Raw genomic sequence first — 22,459 nt, 5'->3', positions numbered from 1 at the left:
CTCTAACAGAAAGTTTCAGGGGGCGATTGAGTCGCTCCCACAAATAAAATAATCTACATATAAACCCACCCTTATGCGTTGGAACAACAAATATTTACCTTTTTTAGCTTTAATCATAGTCTATGTAATCGGGGCGTTTAGGATTGATATTATGGATATTGATGCTGCCCAATATGCGTCTATTGCCCGCGAAATGGCCGATAATGGGAATTTTTTAGAAGTACAATTGCGCGGTCAGGATTATTATCTCGATAAGCCTCCATTGTTGTTTTGGATTTCGGCTATTATTTTTAAATTATTTGGCATCTCCAATTTTGCCTATCGTTTCATCCCAATTTTATCGACAATCTTGGGCTTGTATGCCGTGTATCGTTTTACAAAACTTTATTATTCTGAACAAACCGCTTATGTGGCGGCTTTGGTGATGGGGAGTTGTCAAGCGTTTTTTTTGATGAACCATGATGTTCGATGTGATACTTTGCTTACCAATAGCGTCATGGTTTCTATTTGGCTAATCGCCGAATACCTACGGCATCGAAAATGGAAATATTTTGTCGGTGGATTTGTGTTTGCGGGTTTAGGAATGCTAGCCAAAGGCCCCATCAGCCTCATTGTAGTAGGGTCGGCATTTTTTGTAGATTTTGTTTTAAAACGTCAATGGAAACAACTTTTTGACCCTCGTTGGATATTAGGAATTCCGATTATTGGGCTGGTATTGCTGCCTTATTGTATTGGATTGCTACGGCAGTATGGTACCGAAGGCATTATTTTCTTTTTCTGGACTCAGAGCTTTGGGCGTATTACGGGCGAAAATCAGTGGGTAAATGATGCAGGATTATTTTTTCAGTCTCATAATTTCCTTTGGAGTTTTTTGCCTTGGGTACTGGCATTTATTCCAGCGTTGGTTTTTGCGATTAGGCATGTAGTAAAACAAAAGTTTTTGTTGACTTCCCAAGAAGAAGCGATTTCGTTGGGAGGTTTTGTATTGCCTTTTATGGCTTTGTCTACGGCGCAGTATCAGTTGCCACACTATACCTTTGTGGTGTTTCCATTGGCGGCGGTTTTGACGGCTTCTTTTCTTATAAAAACCATCGAAAATCCGTCTTCTGCGACGGTCTTTAAATGGGTTCGAGTGGGTCTGATTATCACGTCGGTCGTAATGGGTATTGTCATTTTAGCGGCCTGTACTTGGTTTTTCCCTTTAGAAAACATCATTTTGATTGCTATCGTAGTTTTACTGGCAGTGTTGGTAGTAAGACTATACAATGGCCGTCGTCCGGGCTTTTCACAGCTTGTATTTGCTCCATTTTTGACGGCAGTAGCGGCAAACTTGGTGATGAATTATCATTTTTATCCCACGCTTTTGACCTATCAGATTGGATCTGTAGTAGGGCAAAAAGTAGCCAAAGATTACCAAGACAAAAAAGATGCCTTTTATATCTATGATTTGGAGGCTTCTACAAATTACAATATTTTTCATAGTGCGTTAGATTTTTATACCCAACGTACCACGCCTGTGATAAAGTCGGCCGAAGAATTAAAGACAACGAAGAAGAGCAAAGAGATACTTCTCTATACCGATGAACAGGGGCTTGCATCGCTCAAAACCATTGATAGTCAAGCTGAGGTGTTACATTCTTATCAAAACTTCCACGTCACAGGTTTGACGCTTCCGTTTTTAAACCCCGCCACTCGAGCTACCGAAACCCAAGCACGGTATTTGGTTAGGTTGCCATAAATATACCATCAAGATAGGACCTTGGAATGCAAGGTTCTATCTTAAAAATACTTCATTTGCCGTATCTAAAGCATCCTCTAACCAATGAGGATTGATGAGGGCCATTTGTTGAGGAAGCTTGTTTTTGTTAAAAAAAATATAGCTCTTTTTTGTCATGTACTTAGATCAAAAATCTAATGATTTGCAATAAGTACCAAAAATTGGTAATTTTGATGATTAATAAATCAAAATAAGGAAATGCCATGAGCAAAAACACATCAATATCTATTGGGCAGCATTTTGATTCTTTTATTAAGATGCAAATTGAAACGGGTCGTTATGCGTCAACCAGTGAAGTCGTGCGTGCAGGATTACGTTTGCTCGAACAGGAGGAAGAAAAACTCAAAGTGTTGAGACAGGCATTAGTCGAGGGTGAGGAGAGTGGTTTTGTTGAAAACTTTAACCCACAATCTTTTCAAGCAGAATTAAAACGGCAATCGTTAGCCTAGCATGATGAAGTACAGAATTTCAAATCTTGCCCAGCAAGATTTAGAAGTTATTTGGTTCTATACCGTTGATGAATGGTCATTAGAGCAGGCAGAAAAATATATCAGTGGCTTATTGTCATGTTTTGACGGCTTGGCAGAAGGTAATGTTATTGGCAAACCCGTTGACTATGTACGAAAAGGTTATAAAAAAGCTTTATACGGCAAACATTATATTTTCTATCGTACTGCGACGGATAAAGTCATAGAAATTATTCGCGTGCTGCATGTGCGTATGGACGTAGAAAGTCGGATTTGATGAGGTGTTGCATTCTTACCAAAACTTCCACGTCACAGGTTTGACGCTTCCGTTCTTAAACCCGGCTACTCGGGCTACCGAAACCCAAGCACGGTATTTGGTTAGGTTGCGATAAATGTACCATCAAGATAGAGCCTTAGAATGCAAGGTTCTATCTTAAAAATACTTCATTTGCCGTATCTAGAGCATCCTCTAACCAATGAGGATTGATGAGAGCCATTTGTTGAGGAAGCTTGTTTTTGTTAAAAAACTTGAATTCAAAGGACTCGTTTTTAGAAAAATCCTCTCTAATTTCTTCAAGAAGTTTTACTTCAAAATAAGAGGTAACGTACTGAACGGAGTATTCTGGATAGTGATATGTCTGAAAATCAGGAGAAGAGTATACGCCAATCAATCGTACGATTTTGGCTGAAACGTTTGCTTCTTCATATATTTCGCGCAGGATAGCTTCTTGGATGCTTTCGCCGTATTCGACATGCCCCGATATAATGCACCATTGATTGACATCTTTGCGGCGCTGAAGAAGTACTTCTCCTTGAGTATTGAAAATAGCCGCTGCTACTGCTGGTAAGATTTTAGGAGAGGTCATGCAAAAAAGTTTTTTAGGAAATAAGAGAAAGTTTGTGCTTAACAGCCTCGATGCGTTCGGCTACCGACAAATCTCCCCGGAGTTCGAGTGTAGGGCAGGATTGTTGTTGAAGCCAAGCCTCATGAACTGCCAAGGTACGCCCTTTGGTAGAGTTGTCATCGTAGCCAGAAGCCCAAGCTACAAAATCACGATAGAGTTGACGTCGAATAGGGTCTTCGAAAATGTGATTGCCGTAGCGTTCTAACTCGCGATGATGCAATCTTGCCATCCGAATAGAATGAGGGATATATAAAAACACTACTAAATCAAATTGAACCCATTCTTGCTGGCCCCAACTTACAACCGACCCGCCTAAAATCCAACTAGGGTGAGGAGATAAATCGCTGGAAAGTAGAGTGTTGCGTAGGGTTGGTTCTCTTTTGACAGTAAAAGGAATTGTTGTTTGTTCCCAAAAATAAGAGTCAGTATCGAAATAAGGAATCCCTAGTTCGGCAGCCAATGCCCTACCAAGCGTAGTAACTCCGCTTGCAGAGGCACCAAAAATGTGAATTTTCATGTGGTTACTATGTTTCTTGGCTGTTTTTGAAAACTGAATGGGAAGGCACTAAAGTTCTAAAAGTGAGCTTATTTTATTTCTCGGAAGAGAATTATAAGTGTTTGGTAAGTACAATCATGTGGCGACACAGCACTCCATTTTCATAAATAGGCTCATCGTAGTTTTCAATAAAAAAATCTTTTTTGATACCCGAGATTTCAAAGCCCTGTTTTTGGTATAAGTACAGTTGCCCCAAACTAGAATCTGCCGTGCCAATGATTAAAATTTTGAAAGATTTTTCCTTGGCTTTGAGGGTGGCATCATCAAGCAAAATACTACCTAAGCCTTTGTTTTGGTATTCGGTTTCTACAGCGATATTTTTGATTTCGATTTCATCGTTGTTGAGGGGAGTGAGTACATAAGCCCCTACAATGGCTTCCTCAAGCGAAGCTACGTATACTTCACCACTGAGTAGATAGTCGTCGATCAATTTTTGGGAAGGATCGGCAAGAAGTAATAAGTGATAAGGAATTTCTTCCTCGGCGCTCAATTGCCTGATTTTTAGGCTTTCTGTTAAATCTACATTCATTGGTTGGGGCGTATCTATTAATGAAAGTGCTTGAGAATACTACTTCTATTTTTCCAAAACCTACAAACAAAAAAAGACGTACTTTATGATTAGGTCTTAAATCCTAAAAACAGATTTTATGGAAGCCATTTCAAAGAGACAAAAATATAGATTCCTGCCGAAATATGCCTCCACTAAAAGGAAGAAACCCCTGTAAATCTAATCGTAATAAGTCGTGAGTCGTCATTAATCGTTGTATTTAGTGCAATTTAGCAACTAAATCGTTGAAATTGTTAAAAGGAGTTTTGTCCAATCGCCGTGGGTAGCCCGTCCAAACTTTTGAGGTTTTTTTCTTGAATATATTCTTGTAGTCCTTCTTCTCCTTTTTTTTCGGCCCACTCAAAATGAATGCTTCTTTCGCCGACGTATTCATAAAGCGGTACCCCAAATCCGCAGGAAGTTTGAACAAGATCTATGTCCGCCACTATGATTTGGCGTGTACTTGGGTATATTGTAAAATGAGGGGCATACATTTGCCACTCTTCCGAATGAGGCAGTACTGTTTTTCCCTTTCCATAAAGACGAAGAATAAGCGGAGTTTTGTCAAATGAGCAAAACATGATTGTAATGCGGCCGTTTTCAAGGACATGAGCGGAGGTCTCGTTGCCGCTGCTAATCAAATCCATGTAAGCCACTTGATGGCTATTAAGAACTCTGAAACAATCAAGTCCTTTGGGTGAAAGATTGACGTGCCCTTCGCCACTCAAAGGGGCGGTACTGACAAAGAATAAATGCTGATTTTGAATAAAATCTTGATGAGCTGGCGCGATAGAAGAGTGAAATTTTCCCATGATGATATAACCTAAAATAAGGAAGGAGGCGATATGGTTTACACATTTTCAACGTTTGTCTTCCTAAGTTAGTTCGACCAAAACCACCTCATTTGCATAAGTAAATTGCCAATTAAAAGGTGTTTTAGAGCTGTATCACTAATCTATTTTCTGACTTATGAGCCTGATTCCTGCTTTTCAAAAAGACGATGCCTTGTTACAAGATATTCTTTCTCACTCCGCGATTGAGGAAGGATTGGGGATATGGTGGCTAGGGCAGAGTGGTTTTTTGGTTCAGTTTAAGGGAAAACACTTGCTCTTTGATCCTTACCTTTCAGACTCATTGACAGTTAAATATGCGGTTACCGACAAGCCTCATACGCGTATGAGCGAGCGTGCTATCGACCCCGCTACACTCACAATGATAGATGTAGTGACTTCTTCACACAATCATACGGATCACTTAGATGCCGAAACGCTCCTACCGCTCATTGCCCAAAATCCCAACATACAGTTTATAATACCCGAAGCCAATCGAGCTTTTGTTTGTGAGCGTTTGGCGTGTTCGACAGATTTTCCAGTGGGCCTCAATGACGGTGATGGCATTGAAATACATGGTTTTAAGATAATAGGCGTACCTGCTGCTCATAATGCCCTAGAAAGAGATAAGCTAGGGAGGTGTAAATATATGGGATTTGTGGTGGAGTTTGGAGGCTATCGGGTATACCACTCGGGCGATACTCTTTGGTACGATGGTATGGTCGAAATCCTAAAGCCTTTTGAAGTAGATGTAGCTTTTTTGCCTATCAATGGCAACAAACCAGAGCGTAAAGTAGCCGGAAATTTGAGTGCCGAAGAAGCAGCTCGTTTAGGTAAAGAAATTGAAGCTAAGTTGGTGATTCCGCATCATTACCACATGTTTAGTTTTAATACCGAAGAGCCGCAAGAATTTGAGAAATATGCTAATTTGTACCAAACCCCTCATCAAATTCTGGAAATAGGGCAAGGGGTTTGGATTCGATAAATTAGTTGACGCTTTTTTCGAGCGTTTCAAAATTCATCATATTGTTTTTTTCTTCTTTTTTACGAATACCAAAATTGTACAAAACATTAATCCCAAATCGACGGGTATCACTCTGGCGTTTGCCGTAGGCTGTGATACTTCCTTGCTGAATGTTGAACTGATTGTTTGAAGTAAAGAAAACGTCATTGGCCGAGAGGGCTACGGTGAGCTTACGGTCAAAAAACTTACGATTAAGGTTGATGTTTAAAGCTCCAAAATTACTTAATTCATAAAATTGAAGTTGCCCTTTTAATCTCACAAATCCGTTGATAGTCAAGGTAGTTCGATTGTCTATTTTGAGCGAATGGAAGGTGAAAAATGACCATGAACCCCGCTGGAAAGTCAGCGGACGCCCTTCATAAAAACCATCGTATTTGTTGTGGTTATATTGGGTTCCTACCACAAAAAAGTATTTACCACCTGGAGGAATAGCCCCCATAAGTCTAAAATAGGTTTCTTGATTTTTGCCTAAATTATCATAAGTTCGGTAAGCTAGGCTTGGATTCTGAGGATTTTGGTACACTACATTTGTAAATATGTCGCGGGTATAATTGCGCCCAATCGCAAAAATAGGACGTTCTTGGACACTGATATTGGCCTCGATATTTTCGGTAAATTGAGGCCTAAGCGAAGGATTCCCAGATTCGTAGAGGTACTGGTCTATGTATCGCGGAAAAGGATTGAGGTATTCATAAACGGGGCGCGTGATAGAGCGCCGATAAACCAAATAACCCCGAAGCTCGTAGCCAGCGATTTTGGACAAGCGTCGACTCAAAAATACATAGGGGAAAAGGTCCGTACGACGAAGTCTAAAAGAGGTATCGCTTGGGCTGAGTTGGTGTCCATCCATGCGGGTATTTTCTAAACGAACCCCCATTTTAATCACAAAAGCATTGATAGTTTTGGAGCCTTGTAGATAAGCAGAGTTGATGTTTTCGTCGTATTCAAAAGTCCGCGTGCGGAAATTATCCGGGCGTCTTATACCTCCTGCCTCGCTAAAATACTGTGTCTGGTTATTGAAGTGCTGAAGAGTGGTTTTGAGGCCTGTTTCCAACAAGATTTTATGGGGGAATTGGTACCGAAAATCCGTACGAGCATTGAAAAAGTGCCTTTTGTTGTCAATTGAGCCATCTCCACCAATCACTGGTCGAACAGGTTGGGTGAAGATAGTGCTAAAGTTCTGTGTACCATTGCTTTGTGAAAAATTGTAGGAGGCATCTATCGTAAACTCCGAACCCAAGGAGTCTATTTTGTATTTGGTCGAAATATCTTGATTGAAAGCAAAGGCGCTGGTGTTGTTTTGAAGGGTATTGGTATTTTGGGTAATAACAAGCCCCTCACTTATGCTGCTGATTTGATTGAGATTGTCGGCCAGAGATTGATACTTATTAAAAGAAAGGCGGTCGTCAAAATTGATTTCCCATTTTTTGTTTGGAGTAAAACCCATTCCAAAACCACTGTAAAATACTTGGCTAGGGGTCGTTGTGAATGATCGCTGACTTAGGAGCGAATCGGCGGTAAAAGGACGGTCAGTAGTGAGCTGGTCATAGCTATTGCGTTTGTTATAATTGAGGGTCAAATACGCGCTACGGTTGCCGTCATTGTGATTGATAGTTCCTCCTACAAATTGATTTCCGTACCTTCCTTGATTCATGCCAGCACTGAGGCTCCCCGTGATGCCGAGTTTTACGCCTTTTTTTAGTACCACATTGACCACACCGCCACTACCGCTAGCGTCAAATTTGGCAGAGGGAGTTCTTAAGATTTCAATTTTGGCGATGCTGTTGGGAGGGAGATTTTTAAGTAAAGAGGCAATATCAGCGGCGCTCATTTTTTGTTCTCTACCATTGATATGAACTGTAGCAGGGGTAGTACTACTGATGTAGATATTGCCGTCGGGGTCGATAAAGAGACCAGGTATTTTCTCCATGATTTCCATGGCGTTGGTACTTACACTGGCGATAGGCTCAGGATCTACGATGGTTTTATCGTCTTCTTGGAGCATGAGCGGCTTGGGAGCGGTAACTACTACCTCATTGAGTGTTTGTTTGTCTACTTGCATCACAAACGTCCATTCGCTTTGGGACGACGGGTTGAGAGTAGTTTTGAAAGGAGCAAAGCCCACAGAAGTAGCTTCTAGTCGATAGTTTGTGTTGGGAGATTTAAGTACAAAAATGACATTGCCCTCCACATCGGCTACTCCAAAGAGTTTTTTGGTAGAGTCGGCTTGTTCTGTCAACCGAACAGTAGCACCAATCACAGGTTCTTTGTTGGAATCAGTAAGACGAATGCTGAGTTTTTGGGCGGATACAGACGAAATAGACAACAATAAAATAATAACTACAAAAAGACTGAAATGCTTCATATTGGCTGTTAGTTAAAAAAAAATCGGTACTAGTTATTAGGAACGGTGTCAAGCTCCAATACCTCATGGCTCCAGCGTCTTACTTGCTGGGTAAGTATAGGATCGTTGGAGAGTTTTTTGCCATAAGACGGAATCATCTCTTGAAGTTTGGCTTGCCATGCTTCGGAGTTCATTTCTTTTTTGAAGCATTTGTTTAGCAAATCAATCATAATCGAAACCGAGGTAGAAGCGCCGGGAGAGGCACCTAGCAATGCCGCAACGCTTCCGTCGGCTGCTGCCACTAGCTCTGTCCCAAATTCTAAAATGCCTCCTTCTTTTTCGTCTTTTTTGATGACTTGGACTCGTTGCCCCGCAATAGCCAACTCCCAGTCTTCAGTTTTGGCAGCAGGTACAAACTCACGCAAAGCATCCATTTTATCCTCAAAACTCATCATCACTTGCTCAATGAGGTATTTGGTAAGAGGTAAATTATGAATCCCTGCACTCAACATAGGAAGAAGGTTGTCGGCGGTGATAGAAAAGGCCAAGTCGAGAAAAGAGCCTTCTTTGAGAAATTTGGTAGAAAAGCCCGCAAAAGGGCCAAAAAGTAACTGCTTCTTGCCATTGATGATGCGCGTGTCTAGGTGAGGCACTGACATAGGAGGAGTCCCTACTTTGGCCTTCCCGTATACTTTGGCGTGGTGCGCTTCAATCAACGTTTCATTTTGGCACACTAGCCATTGTCCACTGACCGGAAACCCACCAAAACCTTCTCCTTCTTCAATATCTGATTTTTCGAGCAATGGAAGTGAGCCTCCACCTGCCCCAATAAAAACAAATTTGGTCCTAATCCATTTGTGGTTTTCGGTGGTTTTGTCCTCAATTCTTAGCAGCCAATGCTCATATTCGTCTCGTTGCATTGCAATCACTTCGTGACTTAGCGATACTGCTACCTCATGACTTTCTTTGAGGTGATTGAAAAGGCTGCGAGTGAGTTCTCCAAAATCAACATCGGTACCGATGTCTATGCGAGTAGCGGCTATCTTTTGGTCAGAGTCACGTTTGTTCACCATGAGTGGAATCCACTTGCTTAGGGTTTCATAGTCGTCGGCAAATTGCATACCCGCAAAAAGGTGTGAACTTTGCAGTGCTTCAAATCTTTTTCGCAAAAAAGAAACATCTTCCTCTCCTTCGACAAAACTCATATGAGGAATACTATTGATAAAAGATTTTGGACTACTAAAATAACCGTGTCCTACCAAATAGGCCCAAAATTGCTTAGAAATCTCAAACGACTCTATGATTTTGAGGGCTTTGGATATATCAATGGTTCCGTCTTCTTTTTGGGGCGTATAATTGAGTTCACAGAGTGCAGAGTGGCCCGTGCCTGCGTTGTTCCAAGCGTATGAGCTTTCGCCAGCTACGTGGTCTAATCTTTCAAAAATTTCAATTTTTAAATCGGGCTGAAGTTCTTTCAAAAAAACAGCTAAAGTAGCACTCATAATGCCTGCACCGATGAGTACTACATCGCAATCGACCTGAGAACGGGATGACATACGCTAATAATGGATTTTAGAGATTGGGAAGTTGTTTCGTTTGATGGGTTAAAAATAAAGCTTAATCAAAAGATTGTCAATGATTTATTTTTAAGGATGGTTGGTTATTTATTGCAACTATCCGCTTATAAATAAGCAAAATCGCGACCTTGTAGGACGCGATTAGCTGGCTAATATTGTTATAAACGCTTACTTATTGAGGCTGCAACTGAGCCCTGATGCGATTGGCAGTATTGAGGTCTCCTTTTCGTTCGTAGGCCAAAGCCAAATATTGGGCAGCATCACGATTAGAAGGGTCTTGGTTAAGAACCTCCGTGAGCATAAAAATCGCGTTATCGTTTTGGTTGAGATTGATATACGTAATTGCCATGGTAGTCATGGCACCTAAGTACTCAGGGAAAATTTCAAGGGCTTTTTGGGTAGTTTGTAAGGCTTCATTGAGGCGGCCTACGTTGTTATAAGCATTGGCCAAATAAAGCTTAATGACCTCATTGTTAGGGTCGGCTTGTTGGGCTTTTTCGAGATAAGGTATCGATTCTGCTATTTTGCCTTCTTTGATAAGTTGAATTCCCTTGAAGTCATCTTTGGAGATTCGTTTGACTACCACTCCAATAGGTGCACCGTTGACCGTAATGGTATGAATCGTACCCGCTGGTGGAAATACATTGGGATTGCGGAAGTGGCTCGGGGTGAGATGTCCCGTCAAAAATACCCCATAATCCCAATCATGCTCAGAACGCTGATAGTAGCGTCGATAAGCCATTTTGAGTTTGGGATAATCCGTAAAATAATCTTTGAGAGGGATGTAATAATCACTCGCAATAACCACGCTATCGGTTTGGATATTGGGGATGTTTTTTTTCATCCAAGCGGCTATTTCACGGGTACTAGTTCCGAAATAGTCCGTCTCATATTGTCCAAAAGCACCCTTGACACCGCCTGTAAGTTCGTTATAATAAGTGTATTGATAAGGGTGATTTTTGACCATAAACCACAAGGGCAATGCCACCAATATCGCCAAAATCCCCGCCAAGATTTTTTGTCCAGTATTTGAAAAACGTTGTAGCAAATATTCAAATCCTACGGCTGTAAGCGCTACTAAGGGAGGATAAATAAAAGTCGTATGGCGCCAACCATTGTAGAAGGCTGAGTTTTTTGAAATTCCGTAAATAAGCGGAAATACACCCACAAACAACACAATGAACAGATAACGTTGATTGAAATATTTCTTCACAAAGGGAAAAATAAGTACAAAAAGCAGTAAACCCACCAAAAAATACAAAGGCGTTGAAACCATCATGTATTTTGGAACGTAGTACCAAGGCAAAGCCGTAGAATATATTTTGGAGCCTTCAAAGAGAGTTTTGATACTAATCGGGAAGTTGGTTAAAGTTTGTAAAGCTACGAGCGGGTTTTTGAAGGGATTGGCTAGCGCAAAAGGCCAGAAAAGAATACCTAAAGTATATCCCCCTAAGGTAGCGACGGCGGTTTTTAGGGCTACATCTTTGACCAAAGTGCTATCGGAGAAGATGGTTTTGCGCAGACCTTTACGGAATAAGATTTCGAAAACCACAAAAAAAGGCACATATCCTACCAATGCCAATCCCGGTGCGCGGCTTCCTAAACCAATTCCTATACCCGCAATCAGGCACAATGTAGTACGCCAAGAGGGGCGGGGGAGTTCTTGCAAAAATTTAATCAAAAAGCATACCGTCACAATATAACCTGCCGCAAATGTAATGTCTTTGGGGTTGTTCATTGAATCCCCAAAAATACGAGGGGAAAACAACGTAAACACCAAAGCAATGACGGCAACGCGCCAATTGCCGCCAAGAAGACGAGCAGTAAGGCCGCATCCTACCATAATGAGTACTCCCATCAAAGAAAGCAATAAATGCCTGACGGTGTAAGGGTCAGCACCAGTAGTGCGATAAATCGCCGCTGATATAAGATCTAAGGTAGGCCCATAGCAATACATCACTTCACCACCACGAGGAGCATACGTAAGGGCATCTTTTTTCTGCCCAAGACTTGTGAAATAATCCAAGCAAAGTTCGCCGTAGGCTTTGTTGCCCCATTCGTCAGCAGTAATACTATACTGAGTACTCAAAATGGGCATTCCGATGAGGAGCACCAAAGCTAATCCCCAGAAAACTTTACGAAATAGGGCATTGTTTACCGCAGCGATTGGCGGCTTTGGCGTAGCTTCTGCCCCAAAGCTTTGTGTAGATAAAATACTAGGTTCAACAGGTGTAACTTGTTGTTTTTGAGTTGGTTTGGCGGGTTGAGGGTTCCCCTTTTTGGATTTTGACATAACCACAGACATTGGAAAACAAGTCAAATGTAAGGTGATATGCCCAATATCTCCAAAACTGTGCCAAGATTTAAAAAACGCTATCTTTGCAGCTTAGTTACTTTAGGAGTACACTCAGAGGCGCGTTGCGAGCGTTATGCCCTACAAATAATAGGACAAATACCTACCTAATTGATTTTATACTGTGGTTCCGTCATTACTAATTTTTTTGCTTTTGTGGATTTGGGATAATCGTTCCTTTGATACAATTTCGCGCAGTAATCGAGCCAAAATGGAAGCGCAAGAGGCATATACGGATCAAGACTATAAAAGAGCTACTGAGGCTTATCGTGATGTGACTTCTGCCTCACTCTTTGCCGAACCTGAAGCGCGTTTGAATTTGGCTCATTCGTACTTTCAATTGAAACAACTAAAAAGTGCGCGGCGCTATTATAACAAACTGGCTCGGCTAAAAGACCCTTTTTTGGCTTCCAAAGCCTTGAATCAACTTGGGGTAATTGCGGTTTTAGAAAAAGATACCCTTGCTGGACTCAATTATTTAAAAGAAAGCCTCAGGGAAAATCCTGATAATCAGAAATCAAGGTTTAACTATGAGTTTTTGAAAAAGAAATACAGCGGGATTATCCCCGAACCTAAATCTTCTCCAAATACCACTCGAAACGAGACCACCAAAGAAACAAAATCTACCAAAACGGAGAATCCTCAAGTAGCACAAGAAGCGATAAAAACAGAGCAGAAAAAAGATATTCTAAATCGTCTCCAAAATATCAAAATGACTGAAGTGCAAGCTATGATGATATTAGACGCCCTGAAAGCCTCCGAAATTCAATATTTACAACAACAGAAACATCGTTCAAACACTCCCAATGATGATAGTAAAGGAAAATGGTAAAACCGCCCTTTGTACCATCACTTTAATCTAAAACCCCCAATGCAAGCGCTTACTCAAACCAATTTTCAGTTTCCTAATCAGACGGGCTTTTACCGTGGTAAAGTTCGTGATGTATATAGTTTTGACGACCGTGTGGTGATGATTGCCAGCGACCGTATTTCGGCTTTTGACGTGATTTTGCCACGAGCGATTCCTTTCAAAGGACAAGTGCTAAATCAGATTGCGGCTCATTTTTTAAAAGCCACGGCCGATATTGTCCCCAATTGGTTGATTGAGGTGCCAGACCCTAACGTTAGTGTGGGTCACAAATGCGAAACTTATCCGGTGGAGATGGTGGTGAGGGGATATTTGGCGGGACATTCGGCTCGTGAGTATAAGGCAGGTAAGCGCAGTGTATGTGGCGTGACTCTACCCGAAGGACTAAAAGAAAATGACCGTCTTCCTACGCCTATTATTACACCTACTACTAAGGCGCACGAAGGGCACGATGAAGATATTTCGAGAGAGCAAATCTTGGCGAGAGGTATAGTGTCGGAAGCAGAATATGTACAATTAGAAAAGTATGCCTTGGCACTATTTGAGAGAGGAACCCAAATGGCAGCACAGCAAGGGCTTATTTTGGTTGATACCAAATACGAGTTTGGCCATGCCGCCGGTAAAATTTACTTAATCGATGAAGTGCATACACCTGATTCTTCCCGGTATTTTTATGCGGATGTATACCAAGAAAATCAAGAAAAAGGCTTGCCTCAAAAACAATTGTCGAAAGAGTTTGTGAGAGAATGGTTGATTGCAAATGGTTTTCAAGGCAAAGAAGGACAGCAAGTTCCTGAAATGTCGGATGAATGGGTTTTGCAGATTTCGGCGCGTTATATAGAGCTTTTTGAAAAAGTGACAGGGCAGTCTTTCGTAAAAGCTTCTACCGAAGATATTTTGCAAAGAATAGAAGAAAATATCAAGGGTTCGCTATTTTCGCGTTGAGAATACGTTATTCGTTAATCGCTAGCTGCTAAATGCCGTTTTACTACATGCTTTTGACACTTAGCGTTTAATTCTTAACCACCAACATCTAATGAACTATACCATTCAAAAACACGAGCAATACGCTCTTATCAACGTTCAGGAAAACAAGTTTGAAGACACTTTTGCTGCTGATTTAGAGGCAGTATCACGAACTTTATTTCGTGAAGGCTTTCACAATCTTATCATTGATTTTAGTACGGCCAAGAGCATTGACAGTGCTGGGATTAGTGTTTTAAAGAAAATCAATATGCTGTGTTCGAGAGAATTAGGTATTTTGGTTTTGGTGTCGGACGATGATGATTTTGTAGATCAGCTTATTGATGGCAAAATCCGTGATGTCACCATTCTACCTACTGTCGAAGAAGGTATTGATGCCGTTTTTATGAACGATTTGGAAAATGAATTTGGCGCTGATAGTGATGACTTCAACGACGATGACATGGATGAAGACGGCTACACTCAGAGCGAAAAACCTTAAATGCAATTTACAGTCACAATTTTGGGGGCAGGTTCGGCTACCCCTACCTTAGGGCGGCATCCTTCTGCGCAGTTGATTTCTTACGAAAACGAAAATTTTCTGATTGACTGCGGAGAAGGTACGCAAATGAGGCTCTTAGAATACAAAATACGCCCTAGTCGCCTGAAAGCGATTTTTATCTCTCATTTGCACGGAGATCATTATTTTGGGCTTATTGCCTTACTTTCAAGTCTCAATTTGGGAGGTCGTACCGACGACCTCCATCTTTTTGGTCCACGCGGTCTTGATGAGATATTACTCCTTCAATTTAAGTATTCACAGACACCGCTTCATTTTGCTATTCATTTTACGGCGGTAGACACTACCCAGCATACTCAAGTTTTTGACCATCCTTGTTTTACAGTACACACGATTCCGTTGCAACACCGTGTGCCGTGTGCAGGCTATCTTTTTCGCGAAAAGCTCCATAAACGTAAGCTTATCAAAGAAAAAATTTCAGATCAGATGTCGTATGAGTGCCTGAAAAAACTTAAAAATGCGGAACATATTTATGACGAATCTGGGGCGATACTCTACAACTTTGAGGAATATACCTTACCCGCACCCGCGCCACGTAGCTATGCATATTGCTCCGATACACGGTATTATGAACAGCTTGCTGAATATATCAAAGGAGTAGATTTGCTTTATCATGAGGCTACTTTCATGGAAGATTTGGCACAACAGGCCTATGAGCGCTACCATGCTACAGCCAAAGATGCCGCCCGCATTGCTCGTAAAGCAGAAGTAGGGCGGTTGTTATTAGGGCATTTTTCTTCTAGGTATAAAGAGTTTAGTGGGTTTTTACAAGAAGCACAGAGCATATTTGTAGCCACAGCTATTGCCGAAGAAGGCAAAACATTTGCAGTGCAAAGTACATCTACTTAACTCTTAATGTATGTAGCCTATGACGCTTAAGACGATAGGTGGGAAAACTTAACTGTTTACATAACAATCCCAAAGAGGCTATTCCGCCACCAATTAAAGCTGATTTAGGATCAAATTGTACTGCGAACTCCATTCCACCTTTGTAAATAAAGGTATCACTCAGCAAAAAAATACCTCCTGCTATGGGGAGCATATAGGCACCTTGGGTTACCCACGGGATGCGGCGATACACCCTAATTTTGCGTACTTCTGGGAATTTAATTTCGGTATATTCATTCTCGTTGAGAATATCGTTGAAGCGGGCAATGGTAAATGAACTATCTGATATAGCGACAATAGTCTCGTTAAAACGTTTAGGATTTCTTTTGAGCTTGAATCTTAGTTCGTCGCCCACAAAATAGCGATGGCGAGTAATTCCCCCCCAACGATAAACATCTAATGCTAAGTAGCGACCGTCGCCATTGAGCATGGTTTGATACTGAGGATTTTGTCGTAAAAATAGCTCCTTATCACTTAGTATCTGTTGGGCTATGCACGAGATGGATAAGAAGAATAGAAAGATAAAAGGCGAGTATCGTTTAGGCATAATGTGCTGTTTCTTAACTAAACGTATAATCTCCAAAAATGATTGTCGGTTTTTCTGAAAAAGTGAATATCAAAAAATAGGCAGCCAAGGCCGCCTATTAGTATGTTGTGTCTAGAATACTTAATCAATTAGAACCACTTTGAGTAAGGTTAAAAGTATTGTTGGCACCTGATTGATTGTTGTTTAAGGTGCTTCCATTGCCTGATTGGATGATTGTGACGGAGTTATATTCGCCTGTTTGAGTGCTTTCTATGGTGAGGTCTGTACCCGATTGGCTACTCCGCACAGTGTTTTCAATACCTGCTTGGGTAAAAGATGCAAAATTGTCGGTTCCATTTTGGTCAGAAGTGATGATGTTGGTTTCACCACTTTGCGACAATACCTGCGTTTGGGTGCTGCCACGTTGATTGCTCGTAATACTATGCCCTGAACCTGCTTGGGTAATAGTGGCACTATGTCCGCCATCATTATACTGACTAATAGATACCGCATTGTCGCTACTCTTGGCTGCTTGCGTAATCGAGACACCACTATTGTTGGTTTGCTGGGATACGCTTACTGTATTGTTGCTACCATTTTGGTAAATATCAATGTCATTGTTATTGCCATTTTGTAGGATAGTAGTGGAGTGCGTACCACCTCCTGCTCCTATTTGTGTAATAGATACTTCGTTGTGTTCACCTTGCTGCGTGCCTTCAAAGTTATTGGTAGCATTGTCGGCTGATTGGTTGATACTAAAGCTATTATTGCTACCTGTTTGAAAAATGTTGGCTTTATTATATCCTTCTTTTTCCGCTTTTTGGATGATGCTAGAAGTACTATAAGAGCCTTCTTGAATGATTTGACTATTGTTTTGGCTTACCTCGTTAGCTTCTTGATCGATAATAGCAGTATTGTCAATACTTGTGTGAGAACTACCAATATTGGCGTAGTTTTTTGCATCTTTTTCAACGGCCTTTTGGGTGATTGTACCTTGATTGAATTTACCGTGAGCAACTAAGATATTTCCACTATTAAATCCACCTGCTGATGCGTGTTGAATAACTGAACTGGTGTTTTCTTCCGCTGTATTTTGGGGATTGATTCCGCCGATAAGTGCGGTGTTTTTGCTGCCTGCTCCACCAGTTGCTGTTTGTTCGATAGTAGCCGTGTTTTTTTTGTCATTTTGGAAGAAACTAACCATGTTTTCTCCCAAGCCAATTGCAGTTTGTTTAACCTGCGCGTTATTTTGATTAGGCGGCAAAGTACCTGTCGAAAATTGATGAGATATATTGGCAGTGTTGATACTTCCTATGCCAGAAGCAGATTGATTTAAAACTATACTATTGTTTGTATGATCTTGGCGAATTGTAGCATTATTTGTTCCTTGATTGGAGCTAGTTTGAGTGATATTAGTGGAATTAGCTTGCGAGGCTTCTGTAGAAGAATTCCATAACTCTAGCGTATTTTTACTTCCTATTCCGTCTGCATTTTGATTGACTATTGCCGTATTGTCAATGCCATTTTGATTGATAGTACCTGAATTTTCTCCTCCATTAGTAGCCGACTGTATAAAGTCAGAGGAATTGGAAGCAGATGTATTAAAACTCTGGTAAACAAGTGCCTGATTTTTGCTGTAGTTAGTTGCTGTTTGGTTGACTTTTGATGAATTATTAGATTGGTATTGAGCTACAGTTAAACTATTAGTACTGCCTTCTCCTGCATTTTGAATGATGCTTGAAGTATTTGAGGTTGCATTGGGGTTGTTTTGGAAAACAGTAACGGAGTTTTTACTAGATTCTCCGGAGGCCGTTTGCGAAACTGTCGCTGAGTTGCCATCTTTTGCTTGATAGATAGAGGCCAAGTTACTCCCCTGAGCATTAGCTTGTTGGGTGAGGCTTACTTCATTAGCTGCGTCATTTTGGATAAGGGTGGCTTCATTATTGCTACCTGCATCTTCCGCAGTTTGGCTCAATGTCATCTCAGCACCGTTACCAGATTGAGTAACTGTACCTTTGTTATAACCTCCTGCCAAAGCGTTTTGGCTAATTTGGCTAGTGTTGTTATTGGCTCCTATTTGGTGTTGATATACTCTTACTTCATTTTTACTAAGACTGCTTCCAGTTGCCTCTTGGCTTATAGTACTGGAATTGCCTGTATTGCCTTGTAGTATTTCAGCATAATTGTTTCCATTATTACCTGCTGTTTGTGTTACTTCTGCGGAATTAGATTCAGAAACTCCGTAGTGTTGATCAACAATTACATCATTGGTACTGTTATTACCATTGATAGTTTGTGTTACCGTCACTGAATTATTTTTAGAGGAAATGAAAGGAATTCCTACAAATTGGTACCGCTGATATATGTTAGCTGAGTTATTACTTTGGTCACCTTGAATAGTTTGAGTAACATTTTTTTGATTTCCTTCATTTTCTTGTCCCTCCTCACTAACAGAAGTAGTGTTTTTCGATTGTGTCCCTGTAACCTCTTGAAGAAGGTTTACTGACGAAAATTTACGTGCTGATATAGAGGCATAATTCTCAACTTGTTCACCAATTGCTTTTTGGTTTATTGTAGCATTGCTTGAGTTATGGTATTGACCAATATTTGCGTTATTGATGGCATTATCTGTAACTTCCTGAGTAATTGTAGCAATGTTATTTTGAGGGAGAGTGGCACCCGACTGATTGATGCCTGCCGTATTTTTCCCTACGCCATTTCCTTTGGCTATTTGAGTGATGTTGCCTTCATTTTCAGAAGAATTATTTTGAAAGATGTGAGCGGTGTTTTGAGAATTTTCTACGCCTGATTGCGTAATGTTTGCTTTATTGGAAATGGAAGTAGATTGGTCATAAGAGACGTAAGCTAAGTTTTTGCTGCTGCTACCACCGCTGATGGATTGACTAATGGTGGAGCTGTTATTGCTACCTTTATCAGTTAAATGAGCTTCGTTTTGAGCAGCTCCTGCTGCATCTTGGGAGATGTTGGCAGAAGAGCCATTCCCTCCTTGTGAAATATGTGAAATAAAAGATTCATTATAGCTGCCTTGACCATCCGCAGTTTGTGATAAAGTGAGACTGTTATCGCTATTAATTTGGGAAAGATTATCTACTTTATTTGCTCCTCCGTTTTGTGCATTTTGTGTAATCACAGCACTATTTCCTGATAGAACACCTGCACCGTGATAGAAGCGGGTAAAATTGCTGCTCCCTTGCCCAACGGCAGTTTGCTCTAGGGTAGTGGTGTTGTTGCTTCCACTTTGGGCGACATAACCTGTGTTACTACCACCCTCTGAGGCAATTTGAGTGATTTGTCCAATTGATTCAGAGGAGACTGATAGAGAGGCATTATTTTTACTGGTACTAGCATCGCTTATGGTTTGAGAGATAGTACCAGCACTGTTTGTGCCTGCGTGCCATAACTCTGCGCTATTTTCACCCAAACTTTGGGTGGTTTGATAGATACTTCCTGTCGCGTTTAGGGAAGTAGAAGTTGAAGACTGAATAATGCTAGCCGTATTTTTAGCACCTGTCCCAGTGGCAGACTGGTCGATAACGCCCTCATTGTCAGTATCGCTTTGATAAATTTTCCCAATGTTTTGTCCACCATCTATTGCGGATTGGGTAAGTTGGGCAAAATTAGCGCTTTGGGTGTTTAAATAGTGCTGCCAAACTTCGGCTGTATTGCTACTACTTGAGCCAGATGCACTTTGCGATAGAGTACCTACATTATAAGTCCCCATTTGCTGGATAGAACTTGTATTTTGACCGTTGTCAGAGCTTTCTTGTTCTACCAATGCATTATTGAAGGAAGACGCATTGCCATAGGATAGCTGAGAAATAGTACTAGAATTGTTTGCAAACTCAGAAGCAGTTTGTATAACTGAAGCATTGTGCGACGCATTATCTTGGGAAATAGTGCTAGTGTTTTGGCTCGATTGGTTCGAAAGTTGGTGAGTGCTAGCAAAATTGTCAGTACCGCGTTGAACAATACTGCCTGAGTTGAGACTCATTGATGTGGCATGTTGGCTGAGTTCAGTGGTAGCTCGTATGCCGATTTGCTCCACAGTAAATTTATTCTCACTTTCATGAATACTTTGTTGGCTTCCCGTAAATGTATTGTCAGAAGAAGTTTGTTTGACAGTAATGTCATTACTACTTGTTTCGGGTGACGAATTTTGCGTAAGCGTTAAGGCGTTGTTTGTGGAAACTTGGGTAATGTCTGTATTATTGGCACCACTACCTGTTTGGGTTACAGAAAGAGAGTTTTGTGAATAGGTTGTAATTGCAAAAAGTAGGGCAGCAACCGTAAGTATTTGTTTCTTCATAAAAAGAATTGAATAATAGAAATTCGTTTGTGAATGGATGAAAACACAATTATAAAAAAAACTTTTGGAAATAATTAAGATAAAAAATAATAGTCTAAAAATTTATTTTTAAATCCATTTTTTAAAAAGGTATTTGAAATATTAAAAAAAAGCAGTGGTTATAAATTATAAACCACTGCTAGAATATAAAAAAAACAAAATTTTTACAAACTCACGCCACGTTTCCAAGGCATAAAATCGTCTTGGCCAAGCAATTGTGCTTTGGTTTTTATGGTGCCGTTTGCGAGTTGGATACAATATTCAAGTAGTTCTTCAGCGGTTTGTTCGATGGTTTTTTCTCCGTCAATGATAGCTCCGCAATCAAAGTCAATGATATCCGGCATTTTCTGTGCCAACTTGGTGTTGGTAGAGACTTTGACAATGGGACAGATGGGGTTGCCGGTAGGCGTGCCTAGGCCCGTGGTAAACAAGGTGATTGTTGCCCCAGAAGCAGCTTGTCCTGTCGTGGCCAATACGTCGTTGCCAGGGGTACATACTAAGTGCAGACCTGATTCTTTGGCTACTTCGGTATAGTTTAGTACATCCGCAATAGGAGCTGTACCGCCTTTTTTGGCTGCTCCTGCTGATTTGATAGCATCTGTGATGAGACCATCTTTGATGTTACCAGCCGAAGGGTTCATGTCAAAGCCGGCTCCTACTGCCTCTGCTTTGGCGGCATAGTCCCGCATGAGGGTCTCGAATTTTTGGGCTTTTGCTTCGCTTGTACAGCGGTCGATAAGCTCTTGTTCTACACCACATAGTTCAGGAAATTCGGCAAGGTAAGTATTGCCCCCTAAGCCCACCACTAAATCCGACAAATGACCTAAAACAGGGTTGGCCGAAATTCCCGAAAAACCATCCGAACCACCACATTTGAGGCCGATGTTAAGTTTTGATAGCGGAGTGGGTTGACGCTCAAGTTTGTTGGCTTCAATCAACCCTTCAAAGGTTTCTTTGATCGCAGCCGACATCATCTCAAATTCTGTACCGTAGGCTTGTTGTTCAAAAAACAAAATAGGCTTATCAAAATTCGGATTACGACTTTTGATTTCCTTCATCAAATCATCGAATTGGGTTTTTTGGCACCCAAGACTCAAGACAGTGATACCCGTGACGTTGGCGTTGTTGGCATAAGCCCCAAACAAAGCCGCTAATACCGCCGATTCTTGGTTGCTCTCGCCACAGCCCGATTCATGGGTCAAAAACTTGATACCATCAAGGTTTTTAAACAAAGGTTCGGGGCCTAAGTTCAGGCTTTGGGTAGTGGTATTATAGCTTTTGAGGGCAGCATTATCGGCTTTTTCGTATAGTTTTACGAGGTCGTTGACTTGCTTTAAATAAATATCTGGAAAAGCATACCCCAGTGCTTTGTCGAAAGCATCTTTGAGCTTGAGAATGTTACGGTTTTCACAAAAAACCAGCGGAATCACCAGCCAATAATTTGCAATTCCTACTTGTCCGTCAGAACGAGGAAAACCCATGAAAGTACGGTCTGCCCATTTTGAAACATCGGGCGCTACCCAATTGGTTTGGGGTTTGCGTTTTGTTACCGAAAATTCGTCTGATTCGTGCTTGAGGTTGAAAGTAGTGATTTGCTCTCCTTTGGCGATAGGTTGAGTGGCTTTGCCTACTAGCACCCCGTACATAGTGACGTGGTCTCCAATGGCTAAATCATGGGTGACAAATTTATGCTTAGCGGCAATAGCCCTAGGTAATACGTAGCTTTCGCCTTCAAATTCTATAGTTTCGCCTGCTTCAAGATTACGAAGGGCAACGATTACATTATCAGATGAGTTTACTTTTAAAACTTTGTGTTGCATGTTTAGAGGTGTTAAAAAGAAGGTCTCTCACAGAGCAAGAGACCTTTACTCACTTTATTAACCTATGA

The 22,459-nt window shown here is 41.1% G+C and carries 18 protein-coding genes; 8 read left to right on the top strand and 10 right to left on the bottom strand.

Annotated features, from left to right (window positions below; all coding sequences use genetic code 11):
- Positions 1-73 precede the first annotated feature (73 nt).
- The 3 genes from P1X15_RS07895 to P1X15_RS07885 all read left to right on the top strand — a co-directional run bounded on the left by P1X15_RS07895 (position 74) and on the right by P1X15_RS07885 (position 2,521).
- Positions 74-1,738, top strand: a complete 1,665-nt coding sequence (locus P1X15_RS07895; RefSeq protein WP_277337605.1) for a glycosyltransferase family 39 protein — start codon at positions 74-76, stop codon at positions 1,736-1,738.
- Between the two features lie 242 nt (positions 1,739-1,980).
- Positions 1,981-2,226, top strand: a complete 246-nt coding sequence (locus P1X15_RS07890; protein ID WP_273215179.1) for a type II toxin-antitoxin system ParD family antitoxin — start codon at positions 1,981-1,983, stop codon at positions 2,224-2,226.
- 1 nt (position 2,227) lies between these two features.
- Positions 2,228-2,521 carry a type II toxin-antitoxin system RelE/ParE family toxin gene (locus P1X15_RS07885; RefSeq protein ID WP_277337604.1) on the top strand — a complete coding sequence of 98 codons (294 nt, stop codon included), beginning with the start codon at positions 2,228-2,230 and terminating at the stop codon, positions 2,519-2,521.
- Positions 2,522-2,672: 151 nt separating this feature from the next.
- Here P1X15_RS07885 and P1X15_RS07880 read toward each other — a convergent pair whose 3' ends face one another.
- From P1X15_RS07880 to P1X15_RS07865, 4 genes are all read right to left on the bottom strand, one after another.
- On the bottom strand, positions 2,673-3,110 hold the full coding sequence (locus P1X15_RS07880) for an NUDIX domain-containing protein (protein ID WP_277337603.1): 438 nt from the start codon (positions 3,108-3,110) through the stop codon (positions 2,673-2,675).
- Positions 3,111-3,123: 13 nt separating this feature from the next.
- Positions 3,124-3,666: an adenylate kinase gene (locus tag P1X15_RS07875; RefSeq protein ID WP_277337601.1), complete on the bottom strand. Its 543-nt coding sequence runs from the start codon at positions 3,664-3,666 to the stop codon at positions 3,124-3,126.
- Between the two features lie 91 nt (positions 3,667-3,757).
- Positions 3,758-4,234 carry a GNAT family N-acetyltransferase gene (locus P1X15_RS07870; RefSeq protein WP_277337600.1) on the bottom strand — a complete coding sequence of 159 codons (477 nt, stop codon included), beginning with the start codon at positions 4,232-4,234 and terminating at the stop codon, positions 3,758-3,760.
- A 272-nt stretch (positions 4,235-4,506) separates the two neighbouring features.
- Positions 4,507-5,064, bottom strand: coding sequence for a pyridoxamine 5'-phosphate oxidase family protein (locus P1X15_RS07865; protein WP_277337599.1), 558 nt, complete (start codon positions 5,062-5,064; stop codon positions 4,507-4,509).
- Positions 5,065-5,221: 157 nt separating this feature from the next.
- Here P1X15_RS07865 and P1X15_RS07860 point away from each other — a divergent pair, with 157 nt between their 5' ends.
- Entirely contained in the window at positions 5,222-6,067 is an 846-nt protein-coding gene (locus P1X15_RS07860; protein ID WP_277337598.1) for an MBL fold metallo-hydrolase, read from the top strand.
- A 1-nt stretch (position 6,068) separates the two neighbouring features.
- On the opposite strand, the gene P1X15_RS07855 is transcribed toward P1X15_RS07860, so the two are convergent.
- From P1X15_RS07855 to P1X15_RS07845, 3 genes are all read right to left on the bottom strand, one after another.
- Positions 6,069-8,471 (bottom strand): outer membrane beta-barrel protein, encoded by a 2,403-nt coding sequence (locus tag P1X15_RS07855; protein WP_277337597.1) that lies wholly within the window; start codon positions 8,469-8,471, stop codon positions 6,069-6,071.
- 29 nt (positions 8,472-8,500) lie between these two features.
- Positions 8,501-10,006 carry a malate dehydrogenase (quinone) gene (gene mqo, locus P1X15_RS07850; RefSeq protein WP_277337596.1) on the bottom strand — a complete coding sequence of 502 codons (1,506 nt, stop codon included), beginning with the start codon at positions 10,004-10,006 and terminating at the stop codon, positions 8,501-8,503.
- Between the two features lie 193 nt (positions 10,007-10,199).
- Positions 10,200-12,320 carry a tetratricopeptide repeat protein gene (locus P1X15_RS07845; protein ID WP_277337595.1) on the bottom strand — a complete coding sequence of 707 codons (2,121 nt, stop codon included), beginning with the start codon at positions 12,318-12,320 and terminating at the stop codon, positions 10,200-10,202.
- Between the two features lie 208 nt (positions 12,321-12,528).
- Between P1X15_RS07845 and P1X15_RS07840 the strand changes: the two genes are divergently transcribed.
- The 4 genes from P1X15_RS07840 to P1X15_RS07825 all read left to right on the top strand — a co-directional run bounded on the left by P1X15_RS07840 (position 12,529) and on the right by P1X15_RS07825 (position 15,640).
- On the top strand, positions 12,529-13,212 hold the full coding sequence (locus tag P1X15_RS07840; RefSeq protein ID WP_277337594.1) for a lipopolysaccharide assembly protein LapB: 684 nt from the start codon (positions 12,529-12,531) through the stop codon (positions 13,210-13,212).
- Positions 13,213-13,251: 39 nt separating this feature from the next.
- Complete coding sequence (locus tag P1X15_RS07835) at positions 13,252-14,193, top strand: phosphoribosylaminoimidazolesuccinocarboxamide synthase (protein ID WP_277337593.1); 942 nt, start codon at positions 13,252-13,254, stop codon at positions 14,191-14,193.
- Between the two features lie 91 nt (positions 14,194-14,284).
- A complete protein-coding gene (locus P1X15_RS07830) occupies positions 14,285-14,713 on the top strand; it encodes an STAS domain-containing protein (protein WP_273215164.1) in 429 nt (142 codons plus the stop codon).
- On the top strand, positions 14,714-15,640 hold the full coding sequence (locus tag P1X15_RS07825) for a ribonuclease Z (protein WP_277337592.1): 927 nt from the start codon (positions 14,714-14,716) through the stop codon (positions 15,638-15,640).
- Here P1X15_RS07825 and P1X15_RS07820 read toward each other — a convergent pair.
- The 3 genes from P1X15_RS07820 to P1X15_RS07810 all read right to left on the bottom strand — a co-directional run bounded on the left by P1X15_RS07820 (position 15,633) and on the right by P1X15_RS07810 (position 22,391).
- The gene (locus tag P1X15_RS07820; RefSeq protein WP_277337591.1) at positions 15,633-16,226 is read right to left on the bottom strand and encodes a hypothetical protein; all 594 of its coding nucleotides are present in this window, start codon (positions 16,224-16,226) and stop codon (positions 15,633-15,635) included. The genes P1X15_RS07825 and P1X15_RS07820 overlap by 8 nt on opposite strands.
- Positions 16,227-16,350: 124 nt before the next feature.
- A complete protein-coding gene (locus P1X15_RS07815) occupies positions 16,351-20,532 on the bottom strand; it encodes a hypothetical protein (RefSeq protein WP_277337590.1) in 4,182 nt (1,393 codons plus the stop codon).
- Between the two features lie 203 nt (positions 20,533-20,735).
- On the bottom strand, positions 20,736-22,391 hold the full coding sequence (locus P1X15_RS07810) for a UxaA family hydrolase (protein WP_277337589.1): 1,656 nt from the start codon (positions 22,389-22,391) through the stop codon (positions 20,736-20,738).
- Positions 22,392-22,459 lie beyond the last annotated feature (68 nt).

Origin of the sequence: Runella sp. MFBS21, from assembly GCF_029433105.1 — a bacterium.
Taxonomy (GTDB): Bacteria; Bacteroidota; Bacteroidia; order Cytophagales; family Spirosomataceae; genus Runella.
The sequence above is the reverse complement of the archived record's forward strand: the minus strand, read 5'-3'. Positions and strand labels throughout refer to the sequence as shown.